This window comes from Pseudomonas flavescens, from assembly GCF_013408425.1.
In the GTDB taxonomy this organism is placed as follows: Bacteria; Pseudomonadota; Gammaproteobacteria; order Pseudomonadales; family Pseudomonadaceae; genus Aquipseudomonas; species Aquipseudomonas fulva_A.
Genome location: NZ_JACBYV010000001.1, coordinates 5752345 through 5766513, shown reverse-complemented (window position 1 = coordinate 5766513; position 14169 = coordinate 5752345). Strand labels below are relative to the sequence as shown.

At 61.8% G+C, this 14169-nt stretch carries 19 protein-coding genes; 10 read left to right on the top strand and 9 right to left on the bottom strand.

Annotated features, from left to right (window positions below; genetic code table 11):
- Positions 1-4: 4 nt before the first annotated feature.
- The 9 genes from hisD to FHR27_RS25675 all read right to left on the bottom strand — a co-directional run bounded on the left by hisD (position 5) and on the right by FHR27_RS25675 (position 6876).
- Positions 5-1315, bottom strand: a complete 1311-nt coding sequence (gene hisD, locus FHR27_RS25715; protein ID WP_042554822.1) for a histidinol dehydrogenase — start codon at positions 1313-1315, stop codon at positions 5-7.
- Positions 1316-1444: 129 nt separating this feature from the next.
- The gene (hisG, locus tag FHR27_RS25710; RefSeq protein WP_042554821.1) at positions 1445-2080 is read right to left on the bottom strand and encodes an ATP phosphoribosyltransferase; all 636 of its coding nucleotides are present in this window, start codon (positions 2078-2080) and stop codon (positions 1445-1447) included.
- A 4-nt stretch (positions 2081-2084) separates the two neighbouring features.
- Positions 2085-3350, bottom strand: a complete 1266-nt coding sequence (gene murA, locus FHR27_RS25705) for a UDP-N-acetylglucosamine 1-carboxyvinyltransferase (RefSeq protein ID WP_042554820.1) — start codon at positions 3348-3350, stop codon at positions 2085-2087.
- A 15-nt stretch (positions 3351-3365) separates the two neighbouring features.
- Positions 3366-3605: a BolA family protein gene (locus FHR27_RS25700; RefSeq protein WP_027909990.1), complete on the bottom strand. Its 240-nt coding sequence runs from the start codon at positions 3603-3605 to the stop codon at positions 3366-3368.
- 242 nt (positions 3606-3847) lie between these two features.
- Positions 3848-4156: an STAS domain-containing protein gene (locus FHR27_RS25695; RefSeq protein WP_042554819.1), complete on the bottom strand. Its 309-nt coding sequence runs from the start codon at positions 4154-4156 to the stop codon at positions 3848-3850.
- Complete coding sequence (locus FHR27_RS25690) at positions 4153-4785, bottom strand: MlaC/ttg2D family ABC transporter substrate-binding protein (RefSeq protein ID WP_042554982.1); 633 nt, start codon at positions 4783-4785, stop codon at positions 4153-4155. The genes FHR27_RS25695 and FHR27_RS25690 overlap by 4 nt, the downstream gene beginning before the upstream one ends.
- A gap of 11 nt (positions 4786-4796) precedes the next feature.
- The gene (mlaD, locus tag FHR27_RS25685; RefSeq protein ID WP_042554818.1) at positions 4797-5270 is read right to left on the bottom strand and encodes an outer membrane lipid asymmetry maintenance protein MlaD; all 474 of its coding nucleotides are present in this window, start codon (positions 5268-5270) and stop codon (positions 4797-4799) included.
- The gene (gene mlaE, locus FHR27_RS25680; protein ID WP_042554817.1) at positions 5270-6067 is read right to left on the bottom strand and encodes a lipid asymmetry maintenance ABC transporter permease subunit MlaE; all 798 of its coding nucleotides are present in this window, start codon (positions 6065-6067) and stop codon (positions 5270-5272) included. Before mlaE ends, mlaD begins: the two co-directional genes overlap by 1 nt.
- Positions 6067-6876: an ATP-binding cassette domain-containing protein gene (locus FHR27_RS25675; protein WP_042554816.1), complete on the bottom strand. Its 810-nt coding sequence runs from the start codon at positions 6874-6876 to the stop codon at positions 6067-6069. The genes mlaE and FHR27_RS25675 overlap by 1 nt, the downstream gene beginning before the upstream one ends.
- Before the next feature lie 248 nt (positions 6877-7124).
- Between FHR27_RS25675 and FHR27_RS25670 the strand changes: the two genes are divergently transcribed.
- The 10 genes from FHR27_RS25670 (at position 7125) to FHR27_RS25625 (ending at position 14163) form a co-directional block, all read left to right on the top strand.
- Positions 7125-8099: a KpsF/GutQ family sugar-phosphate isomerase gene (locus FHR27_RS25670; RefSeq protein WP_042554815.1), complete on the top strand. Its 975-nt coding sequence runs from the start codon at positions 7125-7127 to the stop codon at positions 8097-8099.
- The gene (locus tag FHR27_RS25665) at positions 8099-8620 is read left to right on the top strand and encodes a KdsC family phosphatase (protein ID WP_042554814.1); all 522 of its coding nucleotides are present in this window, start codon (positions 8099-8101) and stop codon (positions 8618-8620) included. Before FHR27_RS25670 ends, FHR27_RS25665 begins: the two co-directional genes overlap by 1 nt.
- A gap of 9 nt (positions 8621-8629) precedes the next feature.
- The gene (gene lptC, locus FHR27_RS25660; protein WP_042554813.1) at positions 8630-9199 is read left to right on the top strand and encodes an LPS export ABC transporter periplasmic protein LptC; all 570 of its coding nucleotides are present in this window, start codon (positions 8630-8632) and stop codon (positions 9197-9199) included.
- On the top strand, positions 9186-9728 hold the full coding sequence (gene lptA / locus FHR27_RS25655; RefSeq protein WP_042554812.1) for a lipopolysaccharide transport periplasmic protein LptA: 543 nt from the start codon (positions 9186-9188) through the stop codon (positions 9726-9728). The genes lptC and lptA overlap by 14 nt, the downstream gene beginning before the upstream one ends.
- Positions 9729-9730: 2 nt before the next feature.
- Positions 9731-10456, top strand: a complete 726-nt coding sequence (lptB, locus tag FHR27_RS25650; protein ID WP_042554811.1) for an LPS export ABC transporter ATP-binding protein — start codon at positions 9731-9733, stop codon at positions 10454-10456.
- Positions 10457-10623: 167 nt separating this feature from the next.
- A complete protein-coding gene (locus FHR27_RS25645; RefSeq protein WP_042554810.1) occupies positions 10624-12132 on the top strand; it encodes an RNA polymerase factor sigma-54 in 1509 nt (502 codons plus the stop codon).
- Between the two features lie 80 nt (positions 12133-12212).
- Positions 12213-12521 (top strand): ribosome hibernation-promoting factor, HPF/YfiA family, encoded by a 309-nt coding sequence (hpf, locus tag FHR27_RS25640; RefSeq protein WP_042554809.1) that lies wholly within the window; start codon positions 12213-12215, stop codon positions 12519-12521.
- 15 nt (positions 12522-12536) lie between these two features.
- Positions 12537-13001 (top strand): PTS IIA-like nitrogen regulatory protein PtsN, encoded by a 465-nt coding sequence (gene ptsN / locus FHR27_RS25635; RefSeq protein WP_042554808.1) that lies wholly within the window; start codon positions 12537-12539, stop codon positions 12999-13001.
- A 19-nt stretch (positions 13002-13020) separates the two neighbouring features.
- Entirely contained in the window at positions 13021-13878 is an 858-nt protein-coding gene (gene rapZ / locus FHR27_RS25630; RefSeq protein WP_042554807.1) for an RNase adapter RapZ, read from the top strand.
- A gap of 12 nt (positions 13879-13890) precedes the next feature.
- Positions 13891-14163, top strand: coding sequence for an HPr family phosphocarrier protein (locus FHR27_RS25625; protein WP_179539917.1), 273 nt, complete (start codon positions 13891-13893; stop codon positions 14161-14163).
- The last annotated feature ends 6 nt before the right edge of the window (positions 14164-14169 follow it).

Here is a 14169-nt window from a genome sequence, read left to right as displayed (position 1 = left end):
TGGGTCAGTTCTTGATGCGGTACTCGGCACTGCGGGCATGGGCGGTCAGCGACTCGCCACGGGCCAGCACCGAGGCCACCTTGCCGAGCTCGGACGCACCTTCGGCCGAACAGTGGATGATCGACGAACGCTTCTGGAAGTCGTAGACCCCCAGCGGCGACGAGAAACGCGCAGTGCCCGATGTAGGCAATACGTGGTTCGGCCCCGCACAGTAATCGCCCAGTGCTTCGGCGGTGTAACGGCCCATGAAGATGGCGCCAGCATGGCGAATCTCTGGCAGATACTGCTCCGGGTTCTCGACCGAGAGTTCCAGGTGTTCTGGCGCGATGCGGTTGGCCACCTCGATGGCCTGGCCCATGTCCGCGACCAGGATCAGCGCGCCGCGACCTTCGATTGAAGTTCGCGCAATCGCCTCCCGCTCCAGGCTCGGCAGCAGGCGGGCGATGCTCTCGGCAACCTTGTCGAGGAACGCCGCATCCGGGCTGACCAGAATCGACTGCGCGTCTTCGTCGTGCTCGGCCTGGGAGAACAGGTCCATGGCGATCCAGTCCGGGTCGGTCTGGCCGTCGCACACGACGAGGATTTCCGACGGCCCGGCGATCATGTCGATACCGACCTTGCCGAATACATGACGTTTGGCAGTGGCCACATAGATGTTGCCCGGGCCGACGATCTTGTCCACCGGCGGTACGCTCTCGGTGCCATAGGCCAGCGCTGCGACAGCCTGTGCCCCCCCGATGGTGAAGACCCGGTCGACCCCGGCAATCGCCGCGGCAGCCAGAACGATTTCGTTGATCTCGCCACGGGGCGTTGGCACCACCATCACGACCTCGGGTACTCCGGCGACCTTGGCCGGAATGGCATTCATCAGTACCGACGACGGGTAGGATGCCTTGCCGCCCGGCACGTACAGCCCTGCACGATCCAGCGGCGTGACCTTCTGGCCCAGCACCGTGCCGTCGGCTTCGGTGTAGGTCCAGGAATCCTGCTTCTGCTTTTCGTGGTAGCTGCGTACCCGCTCGGCGGCGATTTCCAACGCCTGGCGCTGCTCCGCGGTAATGCGCGTCAGCGCCAGTTCCAGACGCTCGCGCGGCAGAATCAGGTCAGCCATGGAGGCGACTTCAAGGGCATCGAAACGCTGGGTGAACTCGACCAGCGCAGCATCGCCACGCTCACGCACGGCCTTGATGATATCCAGCACGCGCTGATTGACGCCGTCGTCCGAGACGCTTTCCCAGCTCAGCAGATGATCCAGATGATGAGCGAAATCCGGGTCGGCAGCGTTGAGTCGGCGAATGGCAACTGGAGCGGTCATAGCGAAAGCCTCATCTGGATGGCGTGTTCTCAGGCGCCGCTAGAGTAGCAAGCCCACCGTGCGGGCACCTGAGAATTTGGCTATGACACGGATAGGCACTGCGCAGCCCGAAGGCCGCGCGGGAGAGGATCAATGCGGATGATGCGTCTCGACCGCTTCACGCAGCGTGTCGATCAGGGCCTGGATGCGGCCATGCTGCATTTTCATGGAGGCCTTGTTGACGATCAGACGCGAGCTGATGTGGGCGATCAGTTCCTGAGCTTCCAGACCGTTGGCACGCAGGGTGTTACCGGTGTCGACCACATCGATGATCTTGTCGGCCAGGCCAACCAGCGGCGCCAGTTCCATGGAACCGTACAGTTTGATGATGTCGACCTGCCGGCCTTGCTCGGCATAGTAGCGCTTGGCGACGTTGACGAACTTGGTGGCAACGCGCAGGCGGCCCTTGGGTTCGGCCGCACCCACGGCACCGGCGGTCATCAGCTTGCAACGAGCGATACGCAGGTCCAGTGGCTCGTAGAGCCCCTGGCCACCGTACTCGAGCAACACGTCCTTGCCAGCGACACCGAGGTCGGCAGCACCATGCTCGACGTAGGTCGGCACGTCAGTGGCACGGACGATCAGCAGACGTACGTCGTCCTGGGTGGTCGGGATGATCAGCTTGCGGCTCTTGTCCGGATTCTCGGTCGGCACGATGCCTGCCGCCGCGAGCAGCGGCAGGGTGTCATCGAGAATACGGCCTTTCGACAGGGCAATGGTCAGCATGTGGTCAGCCCGGCACGCGGCGAATCTTCGCCCCCAGCAATTGCAGTTTCTCTTCGATGCATTCGTAGCCACGGTCGATGTGGTAGATGCGATCGATCACCGTGTCGCCCTGGGCGACCAGCGCGGCGATGACCAGGCTCGCCGAAGCGCGCAGGTCGGTGGCCATTACGGGAGCACCCTTGAGCTGCGCGGTACCGGTGACGATGGCCGTGTTGCCTTCGACCTGGATCTGCGCGCCCATGCGGCTCATTTCGTACACGTGCATGAAGCGGTTTTCGAAAATCGTCTCGATCACCGTGCCAGAGCCCTCGGCAATGGCATTGAGGGCAATGAACTGCGCCTGCATGTCGGTCGGGAACGCCGGATAGGGAGCGGTACGCAGGCTCACGGCCTTCGGTCGCTTGCCCTTCATGTCCAGCTCGATCCAGTCGGGCCCGGTAGTGATTTCGGCGCCGGCTTCCTGCAGCTTGGCCAGCACGGCCTCCAGGGTGCTCGGGTCGGCATCCTTGACCTTGACGCGGCCACCGGTGGCGGCAGCGGCCACCAGGTAGGTACCGGTTTCGATACGGTCGGGCATCACGTTGAAGCGCGCGCCATGCAGGCTTTCAACGCCGTCGATGGTGATGGTGTCGGTACCGGCACCTTGAATCTTCGCGCCCATGGCGATCAGGCAGTTGGCCAGATCGACCACTTCCGGTTCGCGAGCGGCGTTTTCCAGCACCGTGCGCCCTTTGGCCAGGGTGGCGGCCATCAGAATGTTCTCGGTGCCGGTCACACTGACCATATCGAAGAAGAAGTGCGCGCCACGCAGGCCGCCTTCAGGCGCCTTGGCCTTGATGTAACCGCCTTCGACATCGATGATCGCGCCCATCGCTTCCAGACCACGGATGTGCAGGTCGACCGGACGCGAGCCAATGGCGCAACCGCCAGGCAGCGCCACTTCGGCCTCACCGAAACGGGCGACCATGGGGCCGAGTACCAGAATCGAAGCGCGCATGGTCTTCACCAGCTCGTAGGGCGCGACCAGGGTCTTCATGGTGCGCGCATCGACTTCGACGCTGAGTTTCTCGTCGATGATCGGCTCGATACCCATGCGTCCGAACAGCTCGATCATCGTGGTGATGTCATGCAGGTGCGGCAGGTTGCAGATGGTCACCGGCGCGCTGCCGAGCAGGGTCGCAGCCAGGATCGGCAGTGCGGAGTTCTTTGCACCGGAAATGCGGATCTCACCGTCGAGACGCACGCCGCCAGTAATGCTTAATTTATCCATAGCTAACTCGTCGTCTCAGGAACGCGCGGCCCAATCGGCACGGCTGAAGAATTTCATGCTCACGGCGTGGATGCTGCCATCGGCGATCCAGGGATTGAGGTGAGCGTAGATTTGCTGCTGACGCTTGACCGGGCTGAGGCCGGCCAGCTCGTCGCTGATCAGGTTGAGTTGGAAGTTGCAGCCTTCGCCGTCGACCTCTACCTGAACGTCCGGCAGTTTGGTCTCCAAGAAACTTTTTACCTCAAGGGCCTGCATGCTCAACCTCGATCAACGTATTCAATAAGCGTGAACGTCGCATGGCGACATCTGTGTACAAGCGTCTGTGCTGCAAGTGCGGGAAAGGTCGGGAAGCAACGATGCTGGCTTCACGATCCACCAGCCGCATTCGGCACGAGCCTGTAGACATGGGGCGAGCATCATACCAAAAAATCTGACGAGAAATTCCCGGTATCGAACGCCACCGCGAGAAGCTCATCGCCGCCGCTCGCAGAGTGCCTTCAGGCCTCCAGGGGCAGTACGTGCTGAAGCTCGCACACCTTGGCGATCCCGGCCATGTCCCTGGGCAGACCGCGAATGCTCAGTGTCTTGCCGGCAGCTCGGGCATCGCGGGTGTAGCAGAGCAGCAGGGAAAGCCCGACGCTGCTGGACTTCTCAACCGCCGCGCAGTCGATCACGCAGGCGGGCGCCTGGGTGGCCTGGATCAGCCGGCCACCCTGCTCGCGCAGGGCCGGACCACTCTGATAATCGAGGATGCCGGAAAGCGCCAGAACGCCTGGCGCCTGCTCGAAGATAGCCGCTGAACTCACGATGCCCCCCGGGCCTGGCGTGCGCGGGCGACGGTATCGGCCCAGCTGTCGATGACCTTGTCCAGATCGTTGCGGTTGTTCTGCATCGACTGGGCGAACTGGTCACGGAACAGCTTGCCGACGTTGATGCCGTTGATCACCACATTACGCAGCTTCCAGGTCCCGTCCATGGCGACCATGGTGTACGACAGCGGATAGACCGTGCCCTTGCCATCGCGAATCTCCATGTTGACCGAGGTGCGCTGCGGGTCCTGCTTGCCGGAAGCAGGCAGCACACGGATGTCCTGGTTGTTGTACTCGAGCAGCGCGTTGCCATAGAACTGCATCAGGCTGCGCTTGAAGCTCTCCTGGAAACGGGTCATCTGCTCGGGTGTGGCCTCACGCGAGTAGCGCACCGTCATCACGCTGCGGGCGACGCCATCGACATCGACCACCGGCCCCAGGATCTCGTTGAGCGAGTTGTAGAACGCGTCGGGATTGCTGCGGTACTGCTCCTTGTTGGCCTTGAGATCGGCCAGCAGGGTCTCGGTGGTCTGCTGCACCACTTCATGGGCGGCAGGCGCGGCCACTGCCAGCAACGGCAGTGCGGCCAGCAGAGCGACAAGGCTGTTGCGCACGGTCTTGATCATCATCGGGTACCTCATTGGCTGTCCTGATCCCTATTGACCGAATTGAGCAGGAATTTGCCAATCAGGTCTTCGAGCACCAGAGAAGACTGGGTGTCATGGATGGTTCCGCCGTCGGCCAGCAGCTCTTCATCGCCACCGACGCTGATCCCCACGTACTTTTCACCGAGCAGCCCTGCAGTCAGGATCGACGCGGTGGAGTCCACCGGAAGATTGTCGACACTGCCGTCTAGTTCCATCGTTACGCGCCCGGTGTAGCTGTCACGATCCAGATCGATCGCCGTCACCCGACCGATGCTCACCCCCGCCATGGTCACCTTGGCGCGCATGGTGAGGCCGGCAATGTTGTCGAAGTGCGCGTAGACCTTGTAGGTGTCGACGGCGTTGCCAGGCGCCAGGCCGCTGACACGCAGAGCCAGCAGCAGCAGGGCCAGCAGGCCGGCCAGGAGAAACAGGCCGACACCGATTTCCATCGTGCGGTTTTGCATCAGAAATCTCCAAACATCAAAGCGGTCAGAATGAAATCCAGCCCCAATACGGCCAGCGAGGCATACACCACCGTACGGGTGGTGGCGCGGCTGATACCTTCGGAGGTGGGCTCGCAGTCGTAGCCCTGGAACACCGCGATCCAGGTAACGACGAAGGCGAAGACCAGGCTTTTGATTATCCCGTTGAGCACGTCTTCGCGGAACGAAACACTGTTTTGCATATTGGCCCAGAACGAGCCTTCGTAGACGCCCAGCCAGTCGACGGCGACCATCGCCCCGCCCCAGATACCGACCACGCTGAAAATCATGGTCAGCAGCGGCATGGAGATGAAGCCCGCCCACAGTCGCGGTGCGACGATGTGCTTGAGCGGGTCGACACCAATCATCGCCAGGCTCGATAGCTGCTCGGTGGATTTCATGTTGCCGATCTCGGCGGTCAGCGCGGAACCGGCTCGACCGGCGAACAGCAACGCAGTGACCACCGGCCCCAGCTCACGCAGCAGAGTCAGGGCGACCATCTGCCCGACCGCCTGCTCGGACCCGTACTTGGCGAGAATGCTGAACCCCTGCAGAGAAAGCACCATGCCGATGAACAGGCCGGAAACCACGATGATCGCGAGCGACAGCACGCCCACCGAATACAGCTGCTTGATCAGCAGTTGCAGCGAGTTGCCCGACGTACCGCGACCGAACAGCGCGCGCAGCAGAAAGATCGTCGAACGCCCCAGCGAGGCGACCACGTCGATACCCGCACGCCCGAACAGGCGTACGCGTTCGAGTGTAGATGTCCTGCGCATCAGCGCCCCCCCAGTAAATCGTCGTGGTAGCTCGGCGCTTGAAAATGAAACGGGACCGGCCCGTCTGGCGTGCCCTGCATGAATTGGCGCACCCGTGGATTCTCGGAGTCGCGCAACTCGGCAGGCGTTCCCTGCCCCAGCACCTGACTGTCACCGACCACATAGATGTAGTCGGCGATGCTCGCGGTTTCCGCCAGATCGTGGGAGACCACGATGCTGGTGATACCCAGGGCATCGTTGAGCAGACGGATCAGGCGCACCAGCACGCCCATGGCGATCGGGTCCTGGCCGACGAACGGCTCGTCGTACATCAGAATCTGCGGATCCAGGGCAATCGCCCGGGCCAGCGCGACGCGCCGCTTCATACCGCCGGACAGCTCATCGGGCATCAATTCGATGGCACCACGCAAGCCGACTGCCTGCAGTTTCATCAGGACAATGTCACGAATCATTTCTTCGGGGAGCTGGGTATGCACCCGCAACGGGAACGCCACGTTCTCGAACACGTCGAGGTCGGTGAACAACGCGCCACTCTGAAACAGCACGCCCATCTGCTTGCGCATGTCGAACAGCTCGCTGCGCGACAGGTCGGGCAGATTCAGGCCGTTGACGTGTATCTGACCCGCGCTCGGGCGCAGCTCGGCGGCTATCAGCCGCAACAAGGTGGTCTTGCCGCACCCGGAGGGGCCCATGATCCCGGTGACCTTGCCCCGCGGTATGCATATGTCGACGTTCTTGAAGATGTGCCGCTCGCCGCGTTGAAAACTGACGTTTTTCAACTCGACCGCGTACTGATTTTCGGCGCTCATCGGAACTCCATTGCGTACTGCCTTCCTAATCAGACGCCCAGCATCGGAATAAGGGCACGGCGATCGGCCATGCGGGCCAAAAATGGCAGCGGACTATAGCATTCGCGCCAATGGCCGCCAAAGCCGAGCAAGACCGACGTTCAGGCTTGTGACAGCTTTGCCACTTTTGCGCAGCGCCATGAATGATGAGTCCTGTAGTCTTTCCCGCTATAATCCCTGTCTTTTTCGTACAGCAGCCCAAGCAGAGCATGAACCAGACCCGCGACCTGATTGATTCCGCACAGCGCACCATCCGCCTCGAGATCGAGGCGGTGCAAGAGCTGCTGCCTCGTATCGACGCCGATTTCGTCAAGGCATGCGAGCTGATTCTCGCCAGCAAGGGCCGCGTGGTCGTGGTCGGCATGGGCAAATCAGGGCATATCGGCAACAAGATCGCCGCCACCCTGGCCAGCACCGGTACCACCGCATTTTTCGTGCACCCTGCCGAAGCCAGCCACGGCGACATGGGCATGATCACCCGTGACGACGTCGTGCTCGCGCTGTCCAACTCGGGCTCCACGGCCGAAATCGTCACACTGCTGCCGCTGATCAAGCGCCTCGGCATTACCCTGATCAGCATGACCGGCAACCCGGAGTCGCCGCTGTCCAAGGCTGCCGAAGTCAACCTCGACACCCGCGTAGCCAAGGAAGCCTGCCCACTCAACCTGGCGCCGACCTCTTCCACCACCGCCTCGCTGGTACTTGGCGACGCCCTGGCCATCGCGCTGCTAGAGGCCCGCGGCTTCACCGCCGAAGACTTCGCCTTCTCCCATCCGGGCGGTGCCCTGGGTCGCCGCCTGCTGCTCAAGGTCGAGAACGTCATGCACGCGGGCGAGAGCCTGCCGCAGGTCAAACGCGGCACCAGCCTGCGTGATGCATTGCTGGAAATGACCCAGAAAGGCCTGGGCATGACCGCGGTCCTTGAAAACGACGGTCGTCTGGCCGGAATCTTCACCGACGGTGACCTGCGCCGCGCCCTGGACAAAGGCATCGATGTACGTGATGCGCGCATCGACGATGTCATGACCCCGCACGGCAAGACCGCTCGGGCCGATATGCTCGCTGCCGAGGCCCTGAAGATAATGGAAGACAACAAGATCAGCGCGCTGGTGGTGATCGACACCAGTGGTTACCCGGTAGGCGCCTTCAACCTTGGTGACCTGTTGCGCGCGGGGGTCATGTGATGAACGACCTTCTGCAGCGCGCTCGCGCCATCAAACTGGCGATCTTCGACGTCGACGGCGTGCTTACCGACGGCAAGCTGTACTTTCTGGTCGACGGCAGCGAGTTCAAGACCTTCAATACCCTGGACGGCCAGGGCATCAAGATGCTGATCAATTCCGGCGTGCGCACCGCAATCATCAGCGGTCGCAAGACCCCGGTGGTCGAGCGCCGCGCTCAGAACCTGGGCATCCAGCACTTGTATCAGGGCCGTGAAGACAAACTCGACGTGCTCGACGAGCTGCTCGCCGAACTGGGCCTGAGCTACGAACAGGTGGCCTACCTGGGCGATGACCTGCCGGACCTGCCGGTGATTCGCCGTGTCGGCCTGGGCATGGCGGTAGCCAGCGCCAACGGCTTCGTGCGCGAGCACGCCCACGGCGTCACCGAAGCGCGTGGCGGCGAAGGTGCGGCCCGCGAATTCTGCGAACTGATCATGCGCGGCCAGGGCACTCTCGAAGCCGCCCAGTCCGCCTACCTTTAGGGCCTGCCGATGCTGCGCAAATTCATCACTCCCGTCCTGCTGACCTTCGGTGCACTGCTGCTGGTGGCCGCCGGGTACTGGAACATCAATCCAGACAGTTTCTCCAGCGCGCCACAGCAGAGCGGGCCGGACAATCCGATCGACTTCTACGCCGTGAATGCCCGCAGCGTGCAATACCTGCCCGACGGCAAGGTGCAGAGCGACATGACCAGCGACCGCCTGGAGCACGTGCAGAGCACCGACGTCACCCTGCTGACCGAGCCGCGCATGAATCTGTTCCGCGGCACCGAACTTCCCTGGAAGGTGCGCAGCGCCCGTGGCGAGGTAGGCCCGGATGGCGAAGAGGTCGAATTGATCGATCAGGTGCGCGTGGAGCGCACGGACGAAAAAGGCCGCCCCACTATACTCACCACCAGCCGCCTGACCGTATTCCCACAGAAGGAATATGCGCAGACCCAGCAAGCCGTTAGAATCGACGCGGCCAACGGGGTGACCACGGCACAAGGAATGAAAGCGTACTTGAATGACGGCAGGATGCTCCTGCAGTCCAACGTAAGAGGCCAGCATGAGGTTCGTTAAAACCCTCCCCCTACTTCTCAGCCTCGGCGCCACGCTCGGAAGCGCAAGCGCCTGGGCTCTGCCGAGCGACCGCGATCAACCGATCCGCGTGCAGGCCGACAGTGCTGAGCTGGACGACAAGCAAGGCGTGGCGGTGTACCGCGGCGATGTCGTCATCACTCAGGGCACCCTGAAAATCACTGGCGACACCGTCACCATCACCCAGAATGCACAGGGCGATATCGACGTGTTCACCTCGGTGGGCAAACCGGCCTACTACGAGCAGAAGCCGTCTGCCGACAAGCAGATCGTCAAGGCCTACGGCCTGACCATCCAATACTTCGCGGCCAATGAACGCATCGTGCTGATCGACCAGGCCAAGGTGGTTCAGGAAGGCAACACCTTCGAAGGCGAGAAGATCGTCTATGACACCCAGCGTCAGATCGTCAATGCCGGTCGCGCCACGGGCACCAACGTGTCGACCCCGCGCCCGCGCATCGACATGGTGATTCAGCCGCAGAAGAAACCCGCCGCCGAGCAGGGCCAATAACGATGGCAACACTGAAAGCCCAGCATCTGGCAAAAAGCTACAAGGGTCGCCAGGTCGTTCGCGACGTCAGCCTGAGCATCGAAAGCGGGCAGATCGTCGGCCTGCTCGGCCCCAACGGCGCCGGCAAAACCACCTGCTTCTACATGATCGTCGGCCTGGTTCAGGCCGATCAGGGCCGCGTGCTGATCGACGATCTCGACGTCAGCCACCAACCCATGCATGGCCGTGCTCGCGCCGGTATCGGCTACCTGCCTCAGGAAGCCTCGATCTTTCGCAAGCTGAGCGTCTCCGACAACATCATGGCGATCCTGGAAACGCGCAAGGACCTCAACCGTGCGCAGCGTCTGCAGGAGCTGGAAAGCCTGCTGCAGGAATTCCACATCACGCACATCCGCGACAACCTGGGCATGAGCCTCTCGGGTGGCGAACGCCGCCGCGTCGAAATCGCCCGCGCCCTCGCCACCTCGCCGAAATTCATCCTTCTCGATGAGCCCTTCGCCGGCGTCGACCCGATCTCGGTCGGTGACATCAAGCAAATCATTCACCACCTCAAGGCCAAAGGCATTGGCGTGCTGATCACCGACCACAACGTGCGCGAAACCCTGGATATCTGCGAAACCGCCTACATCGTCAGCGATGGTCAACTGATCGCCGAAGGCGATTCCGCTGCGATCCTGGCCAACCAGGTGGTCAAGGAAGTCTATCTGGGCCACGAATTCCGCCTGTAACGAATTTCCCGCCGATGAACGCCCAGCGCCCGCTACCCACGACAGGGTCGTAATGAAATGGTAACGGGCTCTAGGCAAAGCACTCGGATTCAGGCATATAATTTGCTTCCTAGTGGCGCTTTGGCGCCCTGTCGTGGATCGCGCACAGACGCCAGATAAGGTCTGCAATGAAACCATCGCTAGTCCTGAAAATGGGCCAGCAGCTGACGATGACACCGCAGCTGCAACAAGCCATTCGCCTGCTCCAACTGTCCACGCTGGATCTGCAACAGGAGATCCAGGAGGCACTGGAGTCGAACCCGATGCTCGAGCGTCAGGAAGAAGGCGACGACTTCGACAATTCGGACCCCATGGCCGACGGCGCGGAAAGCGCACCCACGGCGGCCGCTCAGGAAGAGAAATTTCAGGAACCAACTTTCCAGGAAAACACCCAGACCGTCGACAATCTGGAAGAAGGCGAATGGGGCGAGCGAATCCCCAGCGAACTGCCGGTCGACACGGCCTGGGAAGACGTCTATCAGACCAGCGCCAGCAGCCTGCCAAGCAATGATGACGACGAGTGGGACTTCACCACTCGCACCTCTGCCGGCGAGAGCCTGCAGAGTCACATGCTCTGGCAACTCAACCTGGCACCTATGTCCGACAAGGACCGCCTCATCGCAGTGACGCTGATCGACTGCATCAATGGTCAGGGCTACCTCGAGGAAACCCTCGAAGAAATCACCGACGCCTTCGACCCCGAACTCGATGTCGAGCTCGATGAAGTCGAAGCCGTGCTGCACCGCATCCAGCAGTTCGAGCCTTCCGGCATCGCCGCCCGCGACCTGCGCGAGTGCCTGCTTCTGCAACTGCGCCAACTGCCGGCCAATACCCCCTGGCTGAGCGAGGCCCAGCGCCTCACCAGTGACTACCTCGACCTGCTCGGCAGCCGCGACTACAGCCAGCTGATGCGCCGCATGAAGCTCAAGGAAGACGAGCTGCGCCCGGTCATCGAGCTGATTCAGAGCCTCAACCCGCGCCCCGGTTCGCAGATCGAATCGAGCGAGCCCGAGTACGTGGTGCCTGACGTGATCGTGCGCAAGCACAACGATCGCTGGCTGGTGGAACTCAACCAGGAGGCCATGCCTCGCCTGCGCGTCAACGCGCAGTACGCAGGCTTCGTGAAGCGCGCCGACTCCAGCGCCGACAACACCTTCATGCGCAATCAGTTGCAGGAAGCACGCTGGTTCATCAAGAGCCTGCAGAGCCGCAACGAAACCCTGATGAAGGTCGCGACGCAGATCGTCGAACACCAGCGCGGCTTCCTCGACTACGGCGACGAAGCCATGAAGCCGTTGGTACTGCACGACATCGCCGAAGCGGTGGGCATGCACGAATCGACCATCTCACGCGTCACCACCCAGAAGTACATGCATACACCGCGTGGCATTTACGAGCTGAAATACTTCTTCTCCAGCCACGTCAGCACCTCCGAAGGCGGCGAATGTTCGTCCACCGCGATCCGCGCGATCATCAAGAAACTGGTCGCCGCGGAAAATGCGAAAAAGCCATTGAGCGATAGCAAGATCGCTGGTTTACTGGAAGCACAGGGCATTCAAGTGGCGCGCCGCACAGTCGCCAAGTACCGTGAATCGCTCGGTATAGCGCCTTCGAGCGAACGCAAACGACTGATGTGAGCGGCCTTGTAGTAGAGCCCCAGTGTTCCTGCGGCAGGTGTATAGCCTGCCACTCACACACGGCAACAAGGAGAAGCGGTATGCAAGTCAACATCAGTGGGCACCAGCTGGATGTGACAGACGCACTACGCAGCTACATCGAGGAAAAGCTCGGACGTCTCGAGCGGCACTTCGACAAGATCACCAATGTGCAGGTCATCCTGGAGGTCGAGAAGCTCAAGCAGAAAGTCGAAGCCACCTTGCACATCGCCGGAGGCGAAGTGGTGGCCAATGCCGAGCATGAAGACATGTACGCCGCCATCGATCTACTGACCGACAAACTTGACCGCCAACTCATCAAGCACAAGGAAAAACAGCTCGACCGCCAGCAGGGCGCAATGGCCCGCTGACCTCGTCCTTCTCCTATGATCCGACTTGAAAATATCCTGACCCCCGGCCGTTCCCTCGTGAACGTGCCGGGCGGCAGTAAAAAGCGTGTACTCGAACAGATAGCTGCCGTGATCGCGCGCGACCTGCCCGATCTCGATGGCCAGACCATCTATGAAAGCCTGATCGCCCGGGAGAAACTCGGCTCGACCGGTTTCGGCAATGGCATCGCCATTCCTCATTGCCGCTTGCCCGGGTGCAGCTCACCGATCAGTGCGCTGCTGAAACTCGACGCCGCGGTGGATTTCGACGCAATCGATGGCGCCCCTGTCGATTTGCTGTTCGTGCTGCTGGTTCCCGAAGCAGCGACCGATGAGCACCTGGAACTGCTGCGCCAGATCGCCAGCATGTTCGACCGCGAGGACGTTCGCGAGCGACTGCGCCAGGCTCAGGACAGTCAATCGCTGTACCAGACCGTAGTGAACGTGCAGAACGGCCAATAGCCCTACACAGGATGAGCCCATGCGCCTGATCATCGTCAGCGGCCGTTCCGGCTCGGGCAAGAGCACCGCTCTCGACGTGCTCGAGGACAACGGCTTCTATTGCATCGACAATCTGCCTGCCGGCCTGCTTCCCGAGCTGGCCGAACGGGCGTTGCTGCACACCGAGCTGTTGCACCCGCAAGTCGCGGTGTCGATAGACGCACGCAACCTGCCCAGCCAGCTCAAGCGTTTCTCCGAACTGCTCGACGAAGTGCGCGGCCGCAATATCCGCTGCGATGTCCTGTACCTGGATGCCAGCGAAGAAACGCTGCTCAAGCGCTTTTCGGAGACGCGCAGGCGTCATCCGCTGACCAACGACCAGCGCTCGCTGGCCGAGGCCATGGTCGACGAGACCAAGCTGCTGAGCCCGATCATCGACCGTGCCGACCTCAAGATCGACACCACTCACCTGAATCTCTACCAACTGCGCGACACCCTCAAGCTGCGCCTGCTCAACCAGCCGGAGCCGGGCACCGCCTACCTGATCGAGTCCTTCGGTTTCAAACGGGGGATGCCAGTGGATGCGGATCTGGTGTTCGACGTGCGCTGCCTGCCCAACCCCTACTGGAAGCCCGAGCTGCGTGACTTCACGGGCCTCGAACAGCCGGTGGAGGAATACCTCGCAGCCCAGGAGGACGTCCAGGACATGTACCAGGACATCTTCGCCTACCTGCACAAATGGCTGCCGCGCTTCGCTGCCAGCAATCGCTCCTACGTCACCGTTGCGATTGGCTGCACCGGTGGCCATCATCGTTCGGTGTATCTCGCCAACCGCCTGGGCCACGCCCTCAAACCGCTGCTGAAGAACGTTCAGATCCGCCACCGCGACCTCAGTTAAGGAATTGCCGCGATGCCCGCCCGTGAAATCACCATCATCAACAAACTCGGCCTGCATGCGCGTGCCGCCGCCAAGTTCGTCGGAGTCGCAGGGCGCTTTCCCTGCCAGGTGAAAATCGGGCGCAGCGTCGACAGCCTGGTGGAAGGCAAGAGCATCATGGCGGTGATGATGCTCGCCGCCGGCAAGGGCACCACCGTACATCTGGCGACCGAGGGCGAACGGGAAGAGGAGGCCCTGCAGGCGCTGATCGACTTGATCAACAACTACTTCGACGAAGGCGAGTAACCGCTC